The following is a 15,693-nucleotide window of genomic DNA, read 5'->3' as shown; positions in this document are numbered from 1 at the left end:
CCGCTGACCGCGACCGGGCAGAAACCCGAGGACAAGATCGCCGCCATCGGCATCCGCCTGCGCAAATGGGTCAGCTTCCACGGCATCTCGATCAATGTCGAACCCGACCTCGAGCATTTCACCGGCATCGTGCCCTGCGGCATCACCGAACACGGGGTCACCTCGCTGGTCGATCTCGGGCTGCCGGTGACCATGGATGATGTCGACGTGGCGCTGAAACGCAGCTTTGCCGAGGTCTTCGGCGACTGAGCCCCGGGATCAGGGCAAAGCCCCCAGCGCGATCTGCGCCCCCCAGATCACCAGAACAGCGCCCGAGATCAGGTCGAACCACCGGGTCAGTGCCGGTGTCATGCGGCTGCGGATGCTCAGCGCCAACTGCACCAGGAACAGCCACCACAGGGCCGAGCCGAAAAACACCCCCGCGACCAGCCAGAAGGGCGCCATCGGCGCACTGCCCGCCACCGCGCCGAGACCGGCAATCATGCCGACAAAGGTCAGAATGGTCAGCGGGTTGGCCATGGTCAGCAGGAAGGTGGTCACCCAGCTCTTGAACAGCGTGCCATGCGCGCGCGCAGGGCTGATCGCCGCTACCTCTCCGTCAAAGTGCAGAAAGGCGCGCACCGAAGACAGCCCCAGCCACACCAGCAGCGCGCCCCCGCCGATTGCCATCGGCCCGGCATAGGCGACCAGCACCCCGGTCGCGGCGAAGCCCAGTGCCGCCAGCAGACCATAGGCGGCGTCGGCCGTCGCCGCCCCCATTCCGGTGGCCAGCCCGGCGGCACGCCCGTCCGCCAGGCTGCGGCGGATGCACAGCACCCCGATCGGCCCGACCGGGGCCGCCACCGCCAGCCCCATCACCAAACCCTTGAGGAACACCGCCCACAGCATGGCTCAGCCCGGCGCGCGAATTCGCAGCGCGGCACTTTCCTTCAACGCCTCGAGCGAGATCATGCTTTCGGTGCGCAGCACCGCCGCCAGCGGTTTCACGTGTTCTGTCAGGAAGTCCTGCAAGGCCCGCGTATCCCGCAGCCGCAGCTTCATCATGTAGGAATGCGCGCCGCTGATATGGTGCAGCTCCATCACCTCGTCATGCGCCGCCAATGCCGCGCAGGCCTCGGCCTCCCCGTCATAGGCCATGTCGACCAGCACGAAGCAGCACAGACCCGCCCCCGCACGTTCGGGATCAAGCCGCGCCGCCCAGCCGAGAATCCCCCCTTCGGCCACCATCCGGCGCACGCGCTCGTGGGCGGTCGAGACCGAAACCCCGACCTTGGTCGCGATCTCGGCACTCGAGGCGCGCCCCGCCCCCTGCAGAATTTCGCAAATTTTCCTGTCAATCTCATCCATAACCATACATATGCACAGCACCGCGCCGATTCCTCAACATTTTTTCCGACCAATCGGCGTATTTCACAAAAACATAAATCTGATACTTAATTTGCAACACGGCCAGACCGCGCTATTTTGCCGGTTGCACATCGGGGCCACATATCAGAATGTGCGGCCCGGACGCTCACGTTAACCCGAACTCGAGGTACAGCTCATGAAAACCCTTATTGCAGCAGCTGCAGCCGCCATCGCACTGGCCGCGCCCGCTTATGCAGAAGGCGACGCCGCGAAGGGCGAAAAAGCCTTCAAGAAATGCAAATCCTGCCACACCATCGTTTCGCCCGAGGGTGAAGTCGTCTTCAAGGGCGGCAAGACCGGCCCCAACCTCTACGGCGTGGTCGGCCGCGTTGCCGGCTCGGAAGACTTCAAATACGGTGACGGCCTGGCGGCAGCCGCCGAAGCCGGTTTCGTCTGGACCGAAGAGAGCCTGGCCGCCTTCGCCGCCGACGCCAAGGGCTTTCTGGAAGACAACGGCTTCCCGACCAAGAGCAAGATGACCTTCAAGCTGAAGAAGGGCGGCGAAGATGTCGCTGCCTATCTGGCTTCGGTCGCCCCGGCCCCGATGGCCGAGGAAGCCGCCGAAGGCGACAGCGCATCGCAGTAACCCCGCGATCAGCCCTGTTCGAACCCCGTGCGGCGCGCCGCGCGGGGTTTTTCTTTGCCCCGCCGTTACCGCCGGTCCGGCACTTTCCTGCCTGACATCAACGCCGCGATCTCCGCCCCCGGCATCGCCGTCTCGGCATAGCCGAAGCGCCCCTCCTCCAGCACCTCGCGGGCGGCGGCGCGCACCGCGCCGAACGCCGCCCGCGCGAACGAGCCGCCGACACTGATCCGCCGCACCCCGGCATCGGCCAGCTCGGCAACGGAATGAAACGGCGGCCGCAGCCCCATCACCACATTCACCGGCTTGTCCACCGCCCGGCAAACGGCGCGGATCGCCGCCAGATCCGGCAGGCCCGGCGCATAGAGCACATCCGCCCCGGCCTCGGAAAAGGCCACCAACCGACCGATGATCTGGTCCAGATCCGCCTCGCCCCACAGGCACCCCTCGGCCCGCGCCGTCAGGAGAAACGGTTTGCCACGTGCCGCCTCGGCCGCCGCCCGCACCCGCTCCACCGCAAGGTCGAATCCGTATATCGGTGCATGCCCGTCTCCCGTGGCGTCTTCGATCGACCCACCGACCAGCCCGACTTCCAGCGCCATCGCGATGGTCTCGGCGCAGGTTTCCGGCGCCGCGCCGAACCCGTCCTCCAGGTCGGCCGTCACCGGCAGGGCCGTAGCGGCGACGATCTCGGCGGCATTGCCGAGAATCTCCTCCCGGCCCAATCCGGCCGCCGAATCCAGCCGCCCGACCGAAAAGGCATAGCCGGCACTGGTGGTGGCCAGCGCTGCGAAGCCCGCCGCCTCGAGCAGCCTTGCCGTGCCCGCATCCCAGGGGTTGCCCATGACCAGCACCCCGGGGCCGCGATGCAGGGCCGCGAAGGCTTCGAATTTCGCCTGCTGGTCCATTTCACGCCTCGCTACCATTGCGCCCTGTTGATGTCGCCGTTCTAACATGCAACTAGAACATTGGGCGAACAGATTCCCCCCCCCGACACGGGCTCGACCCACCGGGTGAATCATGCAGACTCCCCCCTGAACCGGCACCACCCCCCGATTTTGACCCAAATCAAACGCCCTGCGACACTTTTTTTGATCTAGGTCAAATACTGTGATTGCGACAACCGGCGCAGGCCTCTAAAAAAGGCGATGATCCAGGGCGCATGGGGGGAATCTCCCTGCGCCCCTAAATGTACCAACAGGAGGCACGGCATGGCGGACGCAGCCATTCATGGCCACGAAGACGAGCGTGGATTTTTCACACGCTGGTTCATGTCAACAAACCACAAGGACATCGGGATACTCTATCTCATCGTGTCGGCCCTCGTCGGCCTGATCGCGGTCCTTTTCACCGTTTATATGCGGCTCGAGCTGATGGAGCCCGGCGTTCAGTACATGTGCCTCGAAGGCGCGCGCCTGATCGCCTCCTCGGCCGAATGTACCCCCAACGGCCATCTCTGGAACGTCCTGATCACCTATCACGGCGTGCTGATGATGTTCTTCGTGGTGATCCCGGCGCTGTTCGGCGGTTTCGGCAACTATTTCATGCCGCTGCAGATCGGCGCGCCGGACATGGCCTTCCCGCGCATGAACAACCTCAGCTTCTGGATGTATGTCACCGGCGTGGCGCTTGGCGTGGCCTCGCTGTTCAGCCCCGGCGGCAACGACCAGCTCGGTTCCGGCGTCGGCTGGGTGCTCTACCCGCCGCTGTCGACCACCGAGGGCGGCTATTCGATGGATCTGGCGATCTTCGCAGTGCACGTCTCGGGCGCCTCGTCGATCCTCGGCGCGATCAACATGATCACCACTTTCCTCAACATGCGCGCCCCGGGCATGACCCTGTTCAAGGTACCGCTGTTCTCGTGGTCGATCTTCGTCACCGCCTGGCTGATCCTGCTCAGCCTGCCGGTTCTGGCCGGCGCCATCACCATGCTGCTGACCGACCGCAACTTCGGCACCACCTTCTTCGATCCGGCCGGTGGCGGTGATCCGATCCTCTACCAGCACATCCTGTGGTTCTTCGGCCACCCGGAAGTCTATATCGTGATCCTGCCGGGCTTCGGTCTGGTGAGCCACATCTTCGCCACCTTCGCCCGCAAACCGGTCTTCGGCTACCTGCCGATGGTCTGGGCGATCATCGCCATCGGTGGCCTCGGATTCGTGGTCTGGGCGCACCACATGTACACCGTCGGCATGTCGCTGACCCAGCAGTCCTACTTCATGCTGGCCACCATGGTCATCGCGGTGCCCACCGGGGTCAAGATCTTCAGTTGGATCGCGACGCTCTGGGGCGGCTCGCTCGAGTTCAAGGCGCCGATGCTCTTTGCGCTCGGCTTCCTGATCCTGTTCACCATCGGCGGCGTGACCGGCATCGTGCTCAGCCAGGCCGGCGTCGACCGCGCCTATCACGACACCTATTACGTGGTGGCGCATTTCCACTACACCATGTCGATGGGCGCGGCCTTCTGCATCTTCGCCGGGATCTACTTCTACCTCGGCAAGATGTCGGGCCGTCAGTATCCGGAATTTGCCGCCAAGATCCACTTCTGGATGTTCTTCATCGGCGTCAACCTGACCTTCTTCCCGCAGCACTTCCTGGGACGTCAGGGCATGCCGCGCCGCTATATCGACTACCCCGAGGCCTTCTCCAAATGGAACGAGGTCAGCTCCTGGGGCGCCTTCCTGTCCTTCGCATCCTTCGTGCTGTTCTTCGGCATCGTGATCTACACGCTGCTGCGCGGCGCCCGGATCACCGAGAACAACTACTGGAACGAGCACGCGGACACGCTGGAATGGACCCTGCCCAGCCCGCCGCCCGAACACACTTTCGAAATCCTGCCCAAGCAGGAAGACTGGGACAAGGGACACGCGCATTAAGCGCCGCGCCCGACACCAAGACATGGGGCTCCGGAGCGCATCCGGGGCCCCTTTTCTTTATACCTTTCTCTTGCTGCAAATATCCCGGGGTGAGCGCCGCAGGCGCGAGGGGCAGAGCCCCTGCCGGAAGCGCGGAAAACCACCATGCCCTATGCCTGGACACCCGAGGCCGAAACCATCCTCACGCTGCGCCCGCACCGCTCGCTGCCGCGCCGGGGCTTCGCGGCGGTGGTTCTGCTGACCTTCCTGTTCGGCAGCCTGCCGCTTTTCGGCGTGCTGGGCACGGTCTATCTCTGGGGCATCCTGCCCTTCCTCCTTGCCGTGGTCGGCGGCCTCTGGTGGGGGCTGGAACGCTCCTATCGCGACGGCGAGATCCTCGAGACGCTGCGGCGTTCCGGCGACGACCTCATCCTCCGCCACCACGCGCCGGACGGCCCGCCCCTCGACTGGCGCTGCAACATCTACTGGGTGCGGGCGCAGCTGCACGAGACCGGGGGGCCGGTGCCCGGTTATCTGACCCTGTCGGGCAACGGCCGCGAGGTCGAGATCGGCCGCTTTCTCAGCGAAGAGGAACGCCGCCGGCTGTTCGGCGAACTGCTGGCCTATCTCGGGCGCAACCGCAGCCCCTGACCGGCTTGGCCGGGGGCGGGCCCCGCCAGCGGTGGCAGGTGCCTCTCTGTCAGGAATGCCCGGGCCCGGGATGCCGCCAAAATACCGGCCGTCCCGGGCCCCCGCCCTCTCGAAACCTCAGACCGCCCGCCCGGCGCCCTTCTGGCGCCCGATTGCGCGGGTCGCCCGCATCTCCTTCAGCCGGGTGGCGCGGGCCTTGACCTGCCGCCGCCAGACCCCGCGGCTCGACGCGGCCCCGACGCGCGCCACCAGATAGGGCGCGCTCAGCGACAGGCGCAACAGCCCGGCATGCAGCTCCCGCGACATCGGCTGCAGGAAATAGAACGCCGAAAACGCACCGCCGTGCCCCTCGGCGAGAACCGCAAACCGCCTTCCGTCGATGAACAGCTCGAACTCGGCCAGGCCCGGTGTCTTCAGCAGCCGGGACAAAAGCGCCCGCCCCGATCTGGTTCTCGGCACGAAGCGGCACCCGTGGCGGCCAAGCACGGTGATCACCCCGTCCATTTCCTGAAGATCGGCCATCAGGACCGCTTCGATCCGGCAGGCGCGTCGGTGTCGGAAGATGCCATGAACCGACCGGCCGACGCCGGCCAGCCCCCAGAGCGCGAGAAGAGCCAGCACCGCCGCGGCGGTCAGCACCGCGTATCGCAGGGGCCCCGGCCAGCCATCAAGGGTCTCGCGTAGTGCCGATCTGCGGAAATCCCCCAGACCCGAAATCAGTTCCTGGGCCGAGCTGCGCCGGCGAAACTCCTCGAATGAGACGAAGGCCGGGGACAGGTCGGAATGACCGGGATCCGTGGCGCCTGCGACCGGGGGGCGGCCCAAAACCCCCGGTGCCGGTTCCCCCGACAAGGGGGCTCCGGTGACGATCACCGCGCCGAGCGCCAGACTGAAAAGGGTGGCCTTCACGGGCTGCCGCAGCTTCCGGGTGGCCACGTTCCGCGGCGCACACCCCGCCAAGAATGGTCCTGCCTCGCTGGTTCGGCTCGCAATGCGCAGCATCGTCTTACCCGGCCCGTTAACGTCACCCCCAACGTTAGAAGCCGAAACCACCCCGAACAATCACGGCAGGAAAAAGAAACATTTCATGCGCCTGTTTTGCAACACAGGAGTGTTCCCCCGTACTGAAAATCAGCCAATACGTTAACTTCGCAATATTTCAGAGATTTACGAAACCACCCGCCCCGGCCTAGGCAAGCCCGCCCTTGACCAGCCCGGCCGCGATGCGGGCATAGGCCTCGGCCATCGGGCCGTTTCCGGCCGCGATCGGCGTGCCGCCATCGCCGGCCAGCCGGGTCTCGAGGTCGATCGGCAACTGCCCCAGCAAGGGCGCTCCGATCTTCTCGGCCTCGGCCGCAACTCCACCATGACCGAACAGATGCGCCTCGTGTCCGCAGTTGGGGCAGACATAGGTCGACATATTCTCGATCAGCCCCAGGACCGGCGTCTTCAGCGTGGCAAACATGTCCATCGCCTTGCGCGCGTCCAGCAGCGCCACGTCCTGCGGGGTCGACACCACCACCGCGCCGCTGATCTTGGTCTTCTGGCACAGGGTCAGCTGCACATCGCCGGTGCCCGGCGGCAGGTCGATCAGCAAGACGTCCAGCTCGCCCCATTGCACCTGGCCCAGCATCTGCTGCAACGCCCCCATCAGCATCGGACCGCGCCAGACCACCGCCTTGTCCTCTTCCAGCATGAAACCGATCGACATCAGCGTCACCCCATGGGCCTGCAACGGGATGATGCTCTTGCCATCGGGCGAGGCCGGGCGCTTGTTGATGCCCATCATGCGCGGCTGCGACGGGCCGTAGATATCGGCGTCCAGCAGCCCGACGCGACGCCCCTGTCTGGCCAGCGCCACGGCAAGGTTGCTCGACACCGTCGACTTGCCGACACCGCCCTTGCCCGAGGCGATGGCGATGATGCTTTTCACGCCGGGCACCTCGGTCGGGCCCGACTGCGGCTTGGGATGACCGCCGATCTTCAGGCTGGGCGGCGCTGCCTTGGCCGGTGCCGGCCCATGCGCAGTCAGCGCCACCGAGACCCTGTCGACCCCCTCCAGCGCCGCCACCGCCTGTTCGGCGGCCTTGCGCAGCGGCTCCATGTGACGGGCCACCTCGGGGCTCGGCGCCTCGATCACGAAACGCACGCTGGCGCCGTCGATGGTCAGCGCGCGCAGCAGGTCGCGCGAGACCAGATTGCCACCGTCGGGCAGCTCCAGCCGCGCCAGCGCTTCGCGAATTCGGGTTTCCGTCACAGCCATGTCCGTCTCCTTTGTCGTCCCCCCACAGACTATCAATTCAGGCCGGGGGCAAGTGGCTTTGCGCTTTCATCACGCGTTTTCAACCAGCTATGTCGCCGTGCCGGCATTTCAATTGACCCTGCGTCGCCTATTCGCATGCTGCATAGCGGCATTGCAGAGCTGTGCATTGTGCACCTGCAGCACAAACATATATCCATTTCGCAACAACACAGCGAACAGCGTTTCCTGAATACCGAGGTGACATCATGGCCTTTGCCAGCACGGAACAGACCGCCGCCCAGGGCACGACCGGACGCCTTGCGACCGTTGCCGCCGACCTGCTCGAGCGGCTCCGCAAGGCGCGTCTCTACCGCAAGACGCTGAACGAACTCAGCGCCCTGCCCAACGCGCAGCTGGCCGACATGGGCCTGCATCGTTCGATGCTGAAACGCGTCGCCTACCAGGCGGTGTACGAAGTCTGAATTCGACACGGAAAACCATCCTCCCTCGGTTTTCCTGTCACAGCGGCGATCTTCTCCTCCCTTTGATCGTCGCGAGTTTCCGGCCCGCGGGCCAACAGATCAAGAGGTCTCACTCCTCCTCCCTGCGAGGCCTCTTGTAAAAACGCGGCGGCACCTCTCCTCCTCCCCGGTGTCGCCGCATTCAAAATTCGGGCCCTGTGGCCCACCGGGATCAAGGCCGCCTCTCCTCCTCCCTGTGGTGGTCTTGACATCAGCAGCAACCCCTTCCTCCTCCCTATGGGGTTGCTGCTCAAAAATCCGGGCCATCGGCCCAACGGACAGCAGGCAGCTCCCTCCTCCCTGAGCGACCTGCCTAGAAGAACGGCGACGCCCTCCTCCCTGGCGTCGCCGTTTTTTTGCATCGGACGGCCCCAAGCCGGGCCAAAGGCGGGAATTGTCAGAACGGCACGTCGTCGGCGGCGGTGACGAAACTGGCCACCACGTTCTTGGTGCCCGATTTCTCGAAGGCCACTTCCAGCTTGTCGCCCTCGATATGGGTGATGCTGCCATAGCCGAACTTCTGGTGGAACACCCGGTCGCCAAGGGTGAAGCTTGATACCGCGCTAAGGTCGATCACCGGCGCCCGGCTTTCCTTTGGCTGCGACAGCCCGCGTTCGCCCGACCGCGCCTGCATGCGTTTCCAGCCCGGAGAGTTGTAGGTATTGGCGCTGGCCACCCGCTGATCCATCGCCGCCCCGGTCGCCGCGGCCGCGCCATAGCCGCCGCCATACAGCCCCGGCGGGGTCAGCACCTCGACATGGTCCTCGGGCAGCTCATCGATGAACCGCGACGGCATCTGCGACTGCCATTGGCCATAGACGCGGCGGTTGCCGGCAAAGGAAATGGTGCAGATCTCTTCGGCGCGGGTGATGCCGACATAGGCCAGCCGCCGTTCCTCCTCGAGCCCCTTGAGGCCGCTTTCGTCCATGCTGCGCTGCGACGGGAACAGCCCGTCCTCCCAGCCCGGCAGGAAGACGGCAGGAAATTCCAAGCCCTTGGCGCCATGCAGGGTCATGATGGTGACCTTGGGCTCATCCGTCTCGGATTCATTGTCCATGATCAGGCTGACATGTTCGAGAAACCCTTGCAGGTTCTCGAAGCTTTCCAGCGCCTTGACCAGTTCCTTGAGGTTCTCGAGCCGCCCCGGCGCCTCGGGCGTCTTGTCGTTCTGCCACATGGCGGTATAGCCGGATTCGTCGAGGATGATCTCGGCCAGCTCGATATGGCTATGCTCGGGCGCGCCCCGCACCAGCTGCGGCCTGCCATCGTCCAGCACCGCCTCGTCGCCGCCGACCTCCACCATCGGCCCGACCAGATGCGCGCGCCAGCGCGCGATACCGTCGATCAACTGGGCCAGCTCCTTGCCGCCCTTGCCGCCGATGCCCTTTTCCGCGAGCAGAATGCGCGCGCCCTCGACCAGCGAAACCCCGTGGTCACGGGCGCAGGTCTGGATCTTCTGCTGCGCCACGTTGCCGAGGCCGCGTTTCGGCGTGTTGACGATGCGCTCGAACGCCAGATCGTCCTCCGGGCTGACCACGACGCGGAAATAGGCCATGGCATCGCGAATCTCGAGCCGTTCGTAGAATCGCGGCCCGCCGATCACCCGATAGGGCAGGCCGATGGTCAGGAAACGGTCTTCAAAGGCCCGCATCTGGTGGGAGGCGCGGACCAGAATCGCCATCTCGTTCAGGGATTTCGGCGCCATGCCCCGGGTGCCGCGCTGCATCGCCTCGATCTCCTCGCCGATCCAGCGCGCCTCTTCCTCGCCGTCCCAATGGCCGATCAGCCGCACCTTCTCGCCCTCTTCGGCGGCGGTCCACAGCTCCTTGCCCAACCGGCCCTCGTTGCCGCGAATGACATTCGAGGCGGCGGCCAGAATATGCGGGGTCGAGCGATAGTTCTGCTCCAGCCGCACCACATGGGCGCCGGGGAAATCCTTTTCGAATTTCAGGATGTTGCCGACCTCGGCGCCGCGCCAGCCATAGATCGACTGGTCGTCGTCGCCGACACAGCAGATGTTCTTGTGCCCGCCAGCCAGAAGCCGCAGCCAGAGATACTGGGCGATATTGGTATCCTGGTATTCGTCGACCAGGATATAGCGGAACCAGCGCTGGTATTGCGCCAGAATGTCCGGGTGGTTCTGGAAGATGGTGACCATGTGCAGCAGAAGGTCGCCGAAATCCACCGCGTTCAGCTCGCGCAGGCGGGTCTGGTACTGTTCGTAAAGCTCGCCCCCACGATGGTTGAAGGCCCCGGCATCCGCCGCAGGCAGCTTTTCCGGGGTCAGCGCCTTGTTCTTCCAACCGTCGATCAGATTGGCCAGCAGCCGCGCCGGCCAGCGCTTGTCGTCGATATTATTGGCCTGGATCAGCTGTTTCAGCAGGCGAATCTGATCATCCGTGTCGAGAATGGTGAAGTTCGACTTCAGATCGACCAGCTCGGCGTGGCGCCGCAGCAGCTTGACACAGATCGCATGGAAGGTGCCCAGCCACGGTACACCTTCGACCACACCGCCCAGCATGTTGCCGACGCGATCCTTCATCTCGCGCGCCGCCTTGTTGGTGAAAGTCACCGCCAGAATCTCGTTGGGCTTGGCCCGCCCGGTGTTCAGCAGATGCACGATCCGCGCCGTCAGCGCCTTGGTCTTGCCGGTCCCGGCGCCGGCCAGCATCAGCACCGGCCCATCCAGCATCTCCACCGCCTCGCGCTGCGCCGGGTTCAGCTCGTCCAGATAGGGCGTCGGCCGCGCGGCCATGGCGCGGCTGGCAAGCGAGGCGCCCTCGAAGGCGTCGAATTCGTCGAAATTGCTCATGGCGGGCAATGTAGCCTTTGCGGAGGGCAAGGGAAAGCCACGTTCGCATTATGTTCCACGCCCTGCACCGCGAAACCTGTGGACAATTGCGGCCCCGCCCCGGAGAAATACCCCATGGATCTGCACGCCCGATACCCCGCCCTAAGCGACCTGCGCGCCAAAGCCCGGCGCCGCATGCCGCATTTCGTCTGGGAGTTTCTCGACAGCGCCACCGGCGACGAACGCACAAGGGCGCGCAACCGGGCGGCGCTGGACCGGGTGCTGTTCGACCCCTCGATCCTGCATGGCGAAATCACCCCCGATCTTGGCCGCGAGCTTCTCGGGCAGCACCATCCGCTGCCGTTCGGAATCGCGCCGGTCGGCATGTCGGGGCTGATCTGGCCCGATGCCGAACGGCTGCTGGCCGCCGCAGCGAAGCGCTTGGAGATCCCCTATAGCCTGTCGACCGTGGCCAGCCGGACACCCGAGCAGGTGGCGCCGCATCTCGGCGCGCGGGGGTGGTTCCAGATGTACCCGCCGCGCGACCCCGAGATCCGCCGCGACATGCTGGACCGGGCGCGCGCCGCCGGGTTCCGCACGCTGGTCCTGACCGTGGACGTGCCGGTCGCCAGCCGCCGCGAAAGACAGGTGCGCTCGGGGCTGACGACACCGCCGAAACTGACCCCGCGCCTTCTGGCGCAGATCGCCCGGCGCCCGGCCTGGGCCCTGGGCACGCTCTGCCACGGCCTGCCCCGGATGCGGCTGATCGACGACTATGCCGGCCGGGTGCGCGGGATGAACTCGACCGCCCATGCCGGCTATCTTCTGCGCACCTCGCCCGACTGGGACTATCTGCACTGGCTGCGCGACCACTGGCAGGGGCCGCTGATCGTCAAGGGCGTGATGCGGGCCGCCGATGCGCAGCCGCTGCAACAGGCCGGGGTCGACGCGCTCTGGGTTTCCAACCATGCCGGGCGCCAGTTCGACGCCTGCCCGGCGACGATCGAGGTGCTGCCCGCGATCCGCGCCGCGACCGACCTGCCGCTGATCCTCGACAGCGGCATCGAGACCGGGCTCGACATTCTGCGCGGCCTCGCCCTTGGCGCCGATTTCATCATGCTGGGGCGCGGCTTTCACTATGCGCTGGCGGCGCTGGGGGCCCGTGGCCCCGACCATCTGGCCGATATCCTGGCCCAGGACCTGCGCGCCAACATGGGTCAGATCGGGGCCGCCTCATTCGACGGACTGAAACAGCGGCTGGTCACCTGACGGTGAGATCTCCGGGCAGTCGCGCCAGCGCCTCTTCGGCGGTGACCGTGGGCAGGCCCGAGGGGATCCATCCGCGCCCGTTGCGCCCGCCCGCCATGCCTTCGCTGACGTCCAGAACGCCGTGAATGCCGTTGCGTTCGAGCACCTCGACCATATAGGCCGACCGCCGCCCGGTCCGGCAGATCACCGCCACCTGATGCTGCGGGTTGCGCTCGATCACGCGCAGCAGGTCGCCGCCGAAACTGTGCTGCGTCATGTCCAGCGGCCATGCCCCCCGCGCAACGCCGGTGTCCTGCCATTCCTCGGGCGTGCGCAGGTCGATCAGGATCAGCGTCCCGTCGGCCAGCCCCTGCATGGCCTGCCCGGCACTCAGGACTCCCCCCTCGGCCACCGCCAGACTCGGCAGGACGACGGCGGCACCGAGGCCGATCAGAAAGTCGCGACGTGTCTTCATTACACACATTCCATATCTGAAATATCATGCCGTTTTTGCCACAGCCGGATTCGGCGTGCAATGGGTCGCAACCCGATTTGCCCGGCCTCACGACACCGTTTAAGGGAACATAATGGGCGAATCTGGGAACAAAACCTTACCAAAATGTTACATTTCCCTGATTCTGGGTATTGCGCTGCGATGCAGCATACCCTTACCTTCGCCCGCGAATGTAACGGACAGACACCGAAAGGGGGCGCCTGCCCATGACTGAGTTTTCCAAGATCCTTGTCGCCAACCGTGGCGAAATCGCGATCCGCGTGCTGCGCGCCGCCAACGAGATGGGCAAGCGCACGGTGGCGGTTTTTGCCGAAGAGGACAAGCTGTCGCTGCACCGCTTCAAGGCCGACGAGGCCTATCGGATCGGTGAAGGCATGGGTCCGGTCGCGGCCTATCTCTCGATCGACGAGATCATCCGCGTCGCCAAGGAAAGCGGCGCCGATGCGATCCACCCCGGTTACGGCCTGCTGTCCGAGAACCCCGATTTCGTCGATGCCTGTGCCGCCAACGGCATCACCTTCATCGGCCCCAAGGCCGAAACCATGCGCGCTCTTGGCGACAAGGCCTCGGCCCGCAAGGTGGCGATCGCCGCCGGCGTGCCGGTGATCCCGGCAACCGAGGTCCTGGGCGACGACCTGGACGCGATCCGCGCCGAGGCGGCCAAGATCGGCTACCCGCTGATGCTCAAGGCCTCCTGGGGCGGCGGCGGTCGCGGCATGCGTCCGATCTTCTCGGCCGAGGAAGTCGAGGAAAAGGTGCTCGAGGGGCGCCGCGAGGCCGAGGCCGCCTTTGGCAATGGCGAGGGCTATCTGGAAAAGATGATCACCCGCGCCCGCCACGTCGAGGTGCAGATCCTCGGCGACACGCAGGGCAATATCTACCACCTTTACGAACGCGACTGCTCGGTGCAGCGCCGCAACCAGAAGGTCGTCGAACGCGCGCCCGCGCCCTATCTTTCCGAAGCCCAGCGCGAAGAAATCTGCGAGTTGGGCCGCAAGATCTGCGCCCATGTGAACTATGAATGCGCCGGCACCGTCGAATTCCTGATGGATATGGAGTCCGGGCAGTTCTATTTCATCGAGGTCAACCCGCGGGTTCAGGTCGAGCATACCGTGACCGAGGAAGTCACCGGCATCGACATCGTTCAGGCGCAGATCCTGATCGCCGAGGGCAAGTCGATCGCCGAGGCGACCGGCAAGGCCAGCCAGTATGACATCCGGCTCAACGGCCACGCGCTGCAAACCCGGATCACCACCGAGGATCCGCAGAACAACTTCATCCCCGACTATGGCCGCATCACCGCCTATCGTTCGGCCACCGGCATGGGCATCCGCCTCGACGGCGGCACCGCCTACGCGGGCGGGGTCATCACCCGCTATTATGACTCGCTGCTGACCAAGGTCACCGCCTGGGCGCCGACGCCCGAGAAGGCGATTGCCCGCATGGACCGCGCCCTGCGCGAGTTCCGTATTCGCGGCGTCAGCACCAACATCGCCTTTGTCGAGAACCTGCTGAAGCACCCGACCTTCCTGACCAACCAGTACACCACCAAGTTCATCGACGAGACGCCCGAGCTGTTCCGCTTTGCCAAGCGCAAGGACCGGGGCACCAAGGTGCTGACCTATATCGCCGACATCACCGTGAACGGGCACCCGGAAACCACCGATCGCCCCATGCCCCCGGCCGACATCAAGCCGCCCAAGGCCCCGGTCAACCGGGCCGAGCCGGCCTATGGCAGCCGCAACCTGCTGGAAGACAAGGGCGCTCAGGCCGTCGCCGACTGGATGAAAGAGCAGAAACAGCTTCTGCTGACCGACACCACCATGCGCGACGGCCACCAGTCGCTGCTGGCGACCCGGATGCGCTCGATCGACATGATCAAGGCGGCCCCGGCCTATGCCGCCAACCTGCCGCAGCTGTTCTCGGTCGAATGCTGGGGCGGTGCCACCTTCGACGTCGCCTATCGCTTCCTGCAGGAATGCCCCTGGCAGCGCCTGCGCGACCTGCGCGCCGCCATGCCCAACCTGCTGACCCAGATGCTGCTGCGGGCCTCGAACGGCGTCGGCTATACCAACTACCCTGACAACGTGGTGCAGGAGTTCGTCCGCCAGTCGGCCGAGACCGGCGTCGACGTGTTCCGCGTCTTCGACTCGCTGAACTGGGTCGAGAACATGCGCGTCGCCATGGACGCGGTGGTCGAAAGCGGCAAGATCTGCGAAGGCACGGTCTGCTATACCGGCGACATCCTCAACCCCGACCGGGCCAAGTACGACATCAAGTACTATGTCGACATGGCCAAAGAGCTCGAGGCCGCCGGCGCCCATGTGCTGGGCCTGAAGGACATGGCCGGCCTCTTGAAACCGGCCTCGGCCAAGGTGCTGATCAAGGCGCTGAAAGAAGAAATCGGCCTGCCGATCCACTTCCACACCCACGACACCAGCGGCATTGCCGGCGCCACCATCCTGGCCGCCGCCGACGCCGGTGTCGACGCGGTCGATGCGGCGATGGACGCCTTCTCGGGCGGCACCTCGCAGGCCTGCCTCGGCTCGATCGTCGAGGCCCTGCGCCATACCGAGCGCGACACCGGCCTCGACATCGGCGCAGTGCGCGGGATCAGCGACTACTGGGAAGCGGTGCGGGCGCAATACGCGGCCTTCGAAAGCGGCCTCGCGGCGCCGGCATCGGAAGTCTACCTGCACGAGATGCCAGGTGGCCAGTTCACCAACCTCAAGGCGCAGGCGCGTTCGCTGGGGTTGGAAGAGCGCTGGCACGAGGTCGCCCAGACCTATGCCGACGTCAACCAGATGTTCGGTGATATCGTCAAGGTGACGCCGTCGTCGAAAGTGGTCGGCGACATGGCGCTGATGATGGTCAGCCAGGG

13 protein-coding genes and 1 pseudogene are annotated in these 15,693 nt (G+C 65.4%); 7 read left to right on the top strand and 7 right to left on the bottom strand.

The window, feature by feature from the left end:
• Positions 1–249 (top strand): annotated as a pseudogene (locus ABZD10_RS05800) (lipoate-protein ligase B); the annotation flags it as partial.
• 9 nt (positions 250–258) lie between these two features.
• On the opposite strand, the gene ABZD10_RS05795 reads toward ABZD10_RS05800, so the two are convergent.
• The gene (locus ABZD10_RS05795) at positions 259–888 is read right to left on the bottom strand and encodes a LysE family transporter (RefSeq protein ID WP_372885197.1); all 630 of its coding nucleotides are present in this window, start codon (positions 886–888) and stop codon (positions 259–261) included.
• Between the two features lie 3 nt (positions 889–891).
• Entirely contained in the window at positions 892–1,347 is a 456-nt protein-coding gene (locus ABZD10_RS05790; protein ID WP_372885196.1) for an Lrp/AsnC family transcriptional regulator, read from the bottom strand.
• Positions 1,348–1,543: 196 nt separating this feature from the next.
• On the opposite strand from ABZD10_RS05790, the gene ABZD10_RS05785 reads away from it, so the two are divergent.
• On the top strand, positions 1,544–1,993 hold the full coding sequence (locus ABZD10_RS05785; protein ID WP_372885195.1) for a cytochrome c family protein: 450 nt from the start codon (positions 1,544–1,546) through the stop codon (positions 1,991–1,993).
• A gap of 65 nt (positions 1,994–2,058) precedes the next feature.
• Here the strand turns inward: ABZD10_RS05785 and ABZD10_RS05780 are convergent, their stop codons facing one another.
• The gene (locus ABZD10_RS05780; RefSeq protein WP_372885194.1) at positions 2,059–2,916 is read right to left on the bottom strand and encodes an oxaloacetate decarboxylase; all 858 of its coding nucleotides are present in this window, start codon (positions 2,914–2,916) and stop codon (positions 2,059–2,061) included.
• Between the two features lie 285 nt (positions 2,917–3,201).
• On the opposite strand from ABZD10_RS05780, the gene ABZD10_RS05775 reads away from it, so the two are divergent.
• Both ABZD10_RS05775 and ABZD10_RS05770 read left to right on the top strand, forming a co-directional pair.
• Positions 3,202–4,866: a cytochrome c oxidase subunit 1 gene (locus ABZD10_RS05775; RefSeq protein ID WP_372885193.1), complete on the top strand. Its 1,665-nt coding sequence runs from the start codon at positions 3,202–3,204 to the stop codon at positions 4,864–4,866.
• A 144-nt stretch (positions 4,867–5,010) separates the two neighbouring features.
• On the top strand, positions 5,011–5,496 hold the full coding sequence (locus tag ABZD10_RS05770) for a DUF2244 domain-containing protein (RefSeq protein ID WP_372885192.1): 486 nt from the start codon (positions 5,011–5,013) through the stop codon (positions 5,494–5,496).
• Between the two features lie 117 nt (positions 5,497–5,613).
• Here the strand turns inward: ABZD10_RS05770 and ABZD10_RS05765 are convergent, their stop codons facing one another.
• The gene (locus tag ABZD10_RS05765) at positions 5,614–6,405 is read right to left on the bottom strand and encodes a hypothetical protein (RefSeq protein WP_372885191.1); all 792 of its coding nucleotides are present in this window, start codon (positions 6,403–6,405) and stop codon (positions 5,614–5,616) included.
• 280 nt (positions 6,406–6,685) lie between these two features.
• Positions 6,686–7,759, bottom strand: coding sequence for an Mrp/NBP35 family ATP-binding protein (locus ABZD10_RS05760; RefSeq protein ID WP_372885190.1), 1,074 nt, complete (start codon positions 7,757–7,759; stop codon positions 6,686–6,688).
• A 245-nt stretch (positions 7,760–8,004) separates the two neighbouring features.
• Here ABZD10_RS05760 and ABZD10_RS05755 point away from each other — a divergent pair, with 245 nt between their 5' ends.
• Positions 8,005–8,220: a DUF1127 domain-containing protein gene (locus ABZD10_RS05755; protein WP_372885189.1), complete on the top strand. Its 216-nt coding sequence runs from the start codon at positions 8,005–8,007 to the stop codon at positions 8,218–8,220.
• 436 nt (positions 8,221–8,656) lie between these two features.
• Here the strand turns inward: ABZD10_RS05755 and ABZD10_RS05750 are convergent, their stop codons facing one another.
• Complete coding sequence (locus tag ABZD10_RS05750) at positions 8,657–11,071, bottom strand: ATP-dependent helicase (RefSeq protein ID WP_372885188.1); 2,415 nt, start codon at positions 11,069–11,071, stop codon at positions 8,657–8,659.
• Positions 11,072–11,185: 114 nt separating this feature from the next.
• Here ABZD10_RS05750 and ABZD10_RS05745 point away from each other — a divergent pair, with 114 nt between their 5' ends.
• On the top strand, positions 11,186–12,319 hold the full coding sequence (locus ABZD10_RS05745) for an alpha-hydroxy acid oxidase (RefSeq protein WP_372885187.1): 1,134 nt from the start codon (positions 11,186–11,188) through the stop codon (positions 12,317–12,319).
• Here ABZD10_RS05745 and ABZD10_RS05740 read toward each other — a convergent pair.
• The gene (locus tag ABZD10_RS05740) at positions 12,312–12,773 is read right to left on the bottom strand and encodes a rhodanese-like domain-containing protein (protein ID WP_372885186.1); all 462 of its coding nucleotides are present in this window, start codon (positions 12,771–12,773) and stop codon (positions 12,312–12,314) included. The two genes, ABZD10_RS05745 and ABZD10_RS05740, sit on opposite strands and share 8 nt — an antisense overlap.
• Before the next feature lie 245 nt (positions 12,774–13,018).
• Here ABZD10_RS05740 and ABZD10_RS05735 point away from each other — a divergent pair.
• Positions 13,019–15,693 (top strand): pyruvate carboxylase (locus ABZD10_RS05735; RefSeq protein WP_372885185.1); only part of this gene is annotated, 2,675 nt, incomplete at its 3' end.

The sequence above is a fragment of the Shimia sp. genome (genome assembly GCF_041624275.1).
Lineage (GTDB): Bacteria > Pseudomonadota > Alphaproteobacteria > Rhodobacterales > Rhodobacteraceae > Shimia.
The sequence above is the reverse complement of the archived record's forward strand: the minus strand, read 5'-3'. Positions and strand labels throughout refer to the sequence as shown.

Coding starts and splice junctions, on each gene's coding strand:
- ABZD10_RS05795 (WP_372885197.1), bottom strand. CDS start 888: ATGCTGTGGGCGGTGTTCCTCAAGGGTTTGGTGATGGGGCTGGCGGTG.
- ABZD10_RS05790 (WP_372885196.1), bottom strand. CDS start 1,347: ATGGATGAGATTGACAGGAAAATTTGCGAAATTCTGCAGGGGGCGGGG.
- ABZD10_RS05785 (WP_372885195.1), top strand. CDS start 1,544: ATGAAAACCCTTATTGCAGCAGCTGCAGCCGCCATCGCACTGGCCGCG.
- ABZD10_RS05780 (WP_372885194.1), bottom strand. CDS start 2,916: ATGGTAGCGAGGCGTGAAATGGACCAGCAGGCGAAATTCGAAGCCTTC.
- ABZD10_RS05775 (WP_372885193.1), top strand. CDS start 3,202: ATGGCGGACGCAGCCATTCATGGCCACGAAGACGAGCGTGGATTTTTC.
- ABZD10_RS05770 (WP_372885192.1), top strand. CDS start 5,011: ATGCCCTATGCCTGGACACCCGAGGCCGAAACCATCCTCACGCTGCGC.
- ABZD10_RS05760 (WP_372885190.1), bottom strand. CDS start 7,759: ATGGCTGTGACGGAAACCCGAATTCGCGAAGCGCTGGCGCGGCTGGAG.
- ABZD10_RS05755 (WP_372885189.1), top strand. CDS start 8,005: ATGGCCTTTGCCAGCACGGAACAGACCGCCGCCCAGGGCACGACCGGA.
- ABZD10_RS05750 (WP_372885188.1), bottom strand. CDS start 11,071: ATGAGCAATTTCGACGAATTCGACGCCTTCGAGGGCGCCTCGCTTGCC.
- ABZD10_RS05745 (WP_372885187.1), top strand. CDS start 11,186: ATGGATCTGCACGCCCGATACCCCGCCCTAAGCGACCTGCGCGCCAAA.
- ABZD10_RS05740 (WP_372885186.1), bottom strand. CDS start 12,773: ATGAAGACACGTCGCGACTTTCTGATCGGCCTCGGTGCCGCCGTCGTC.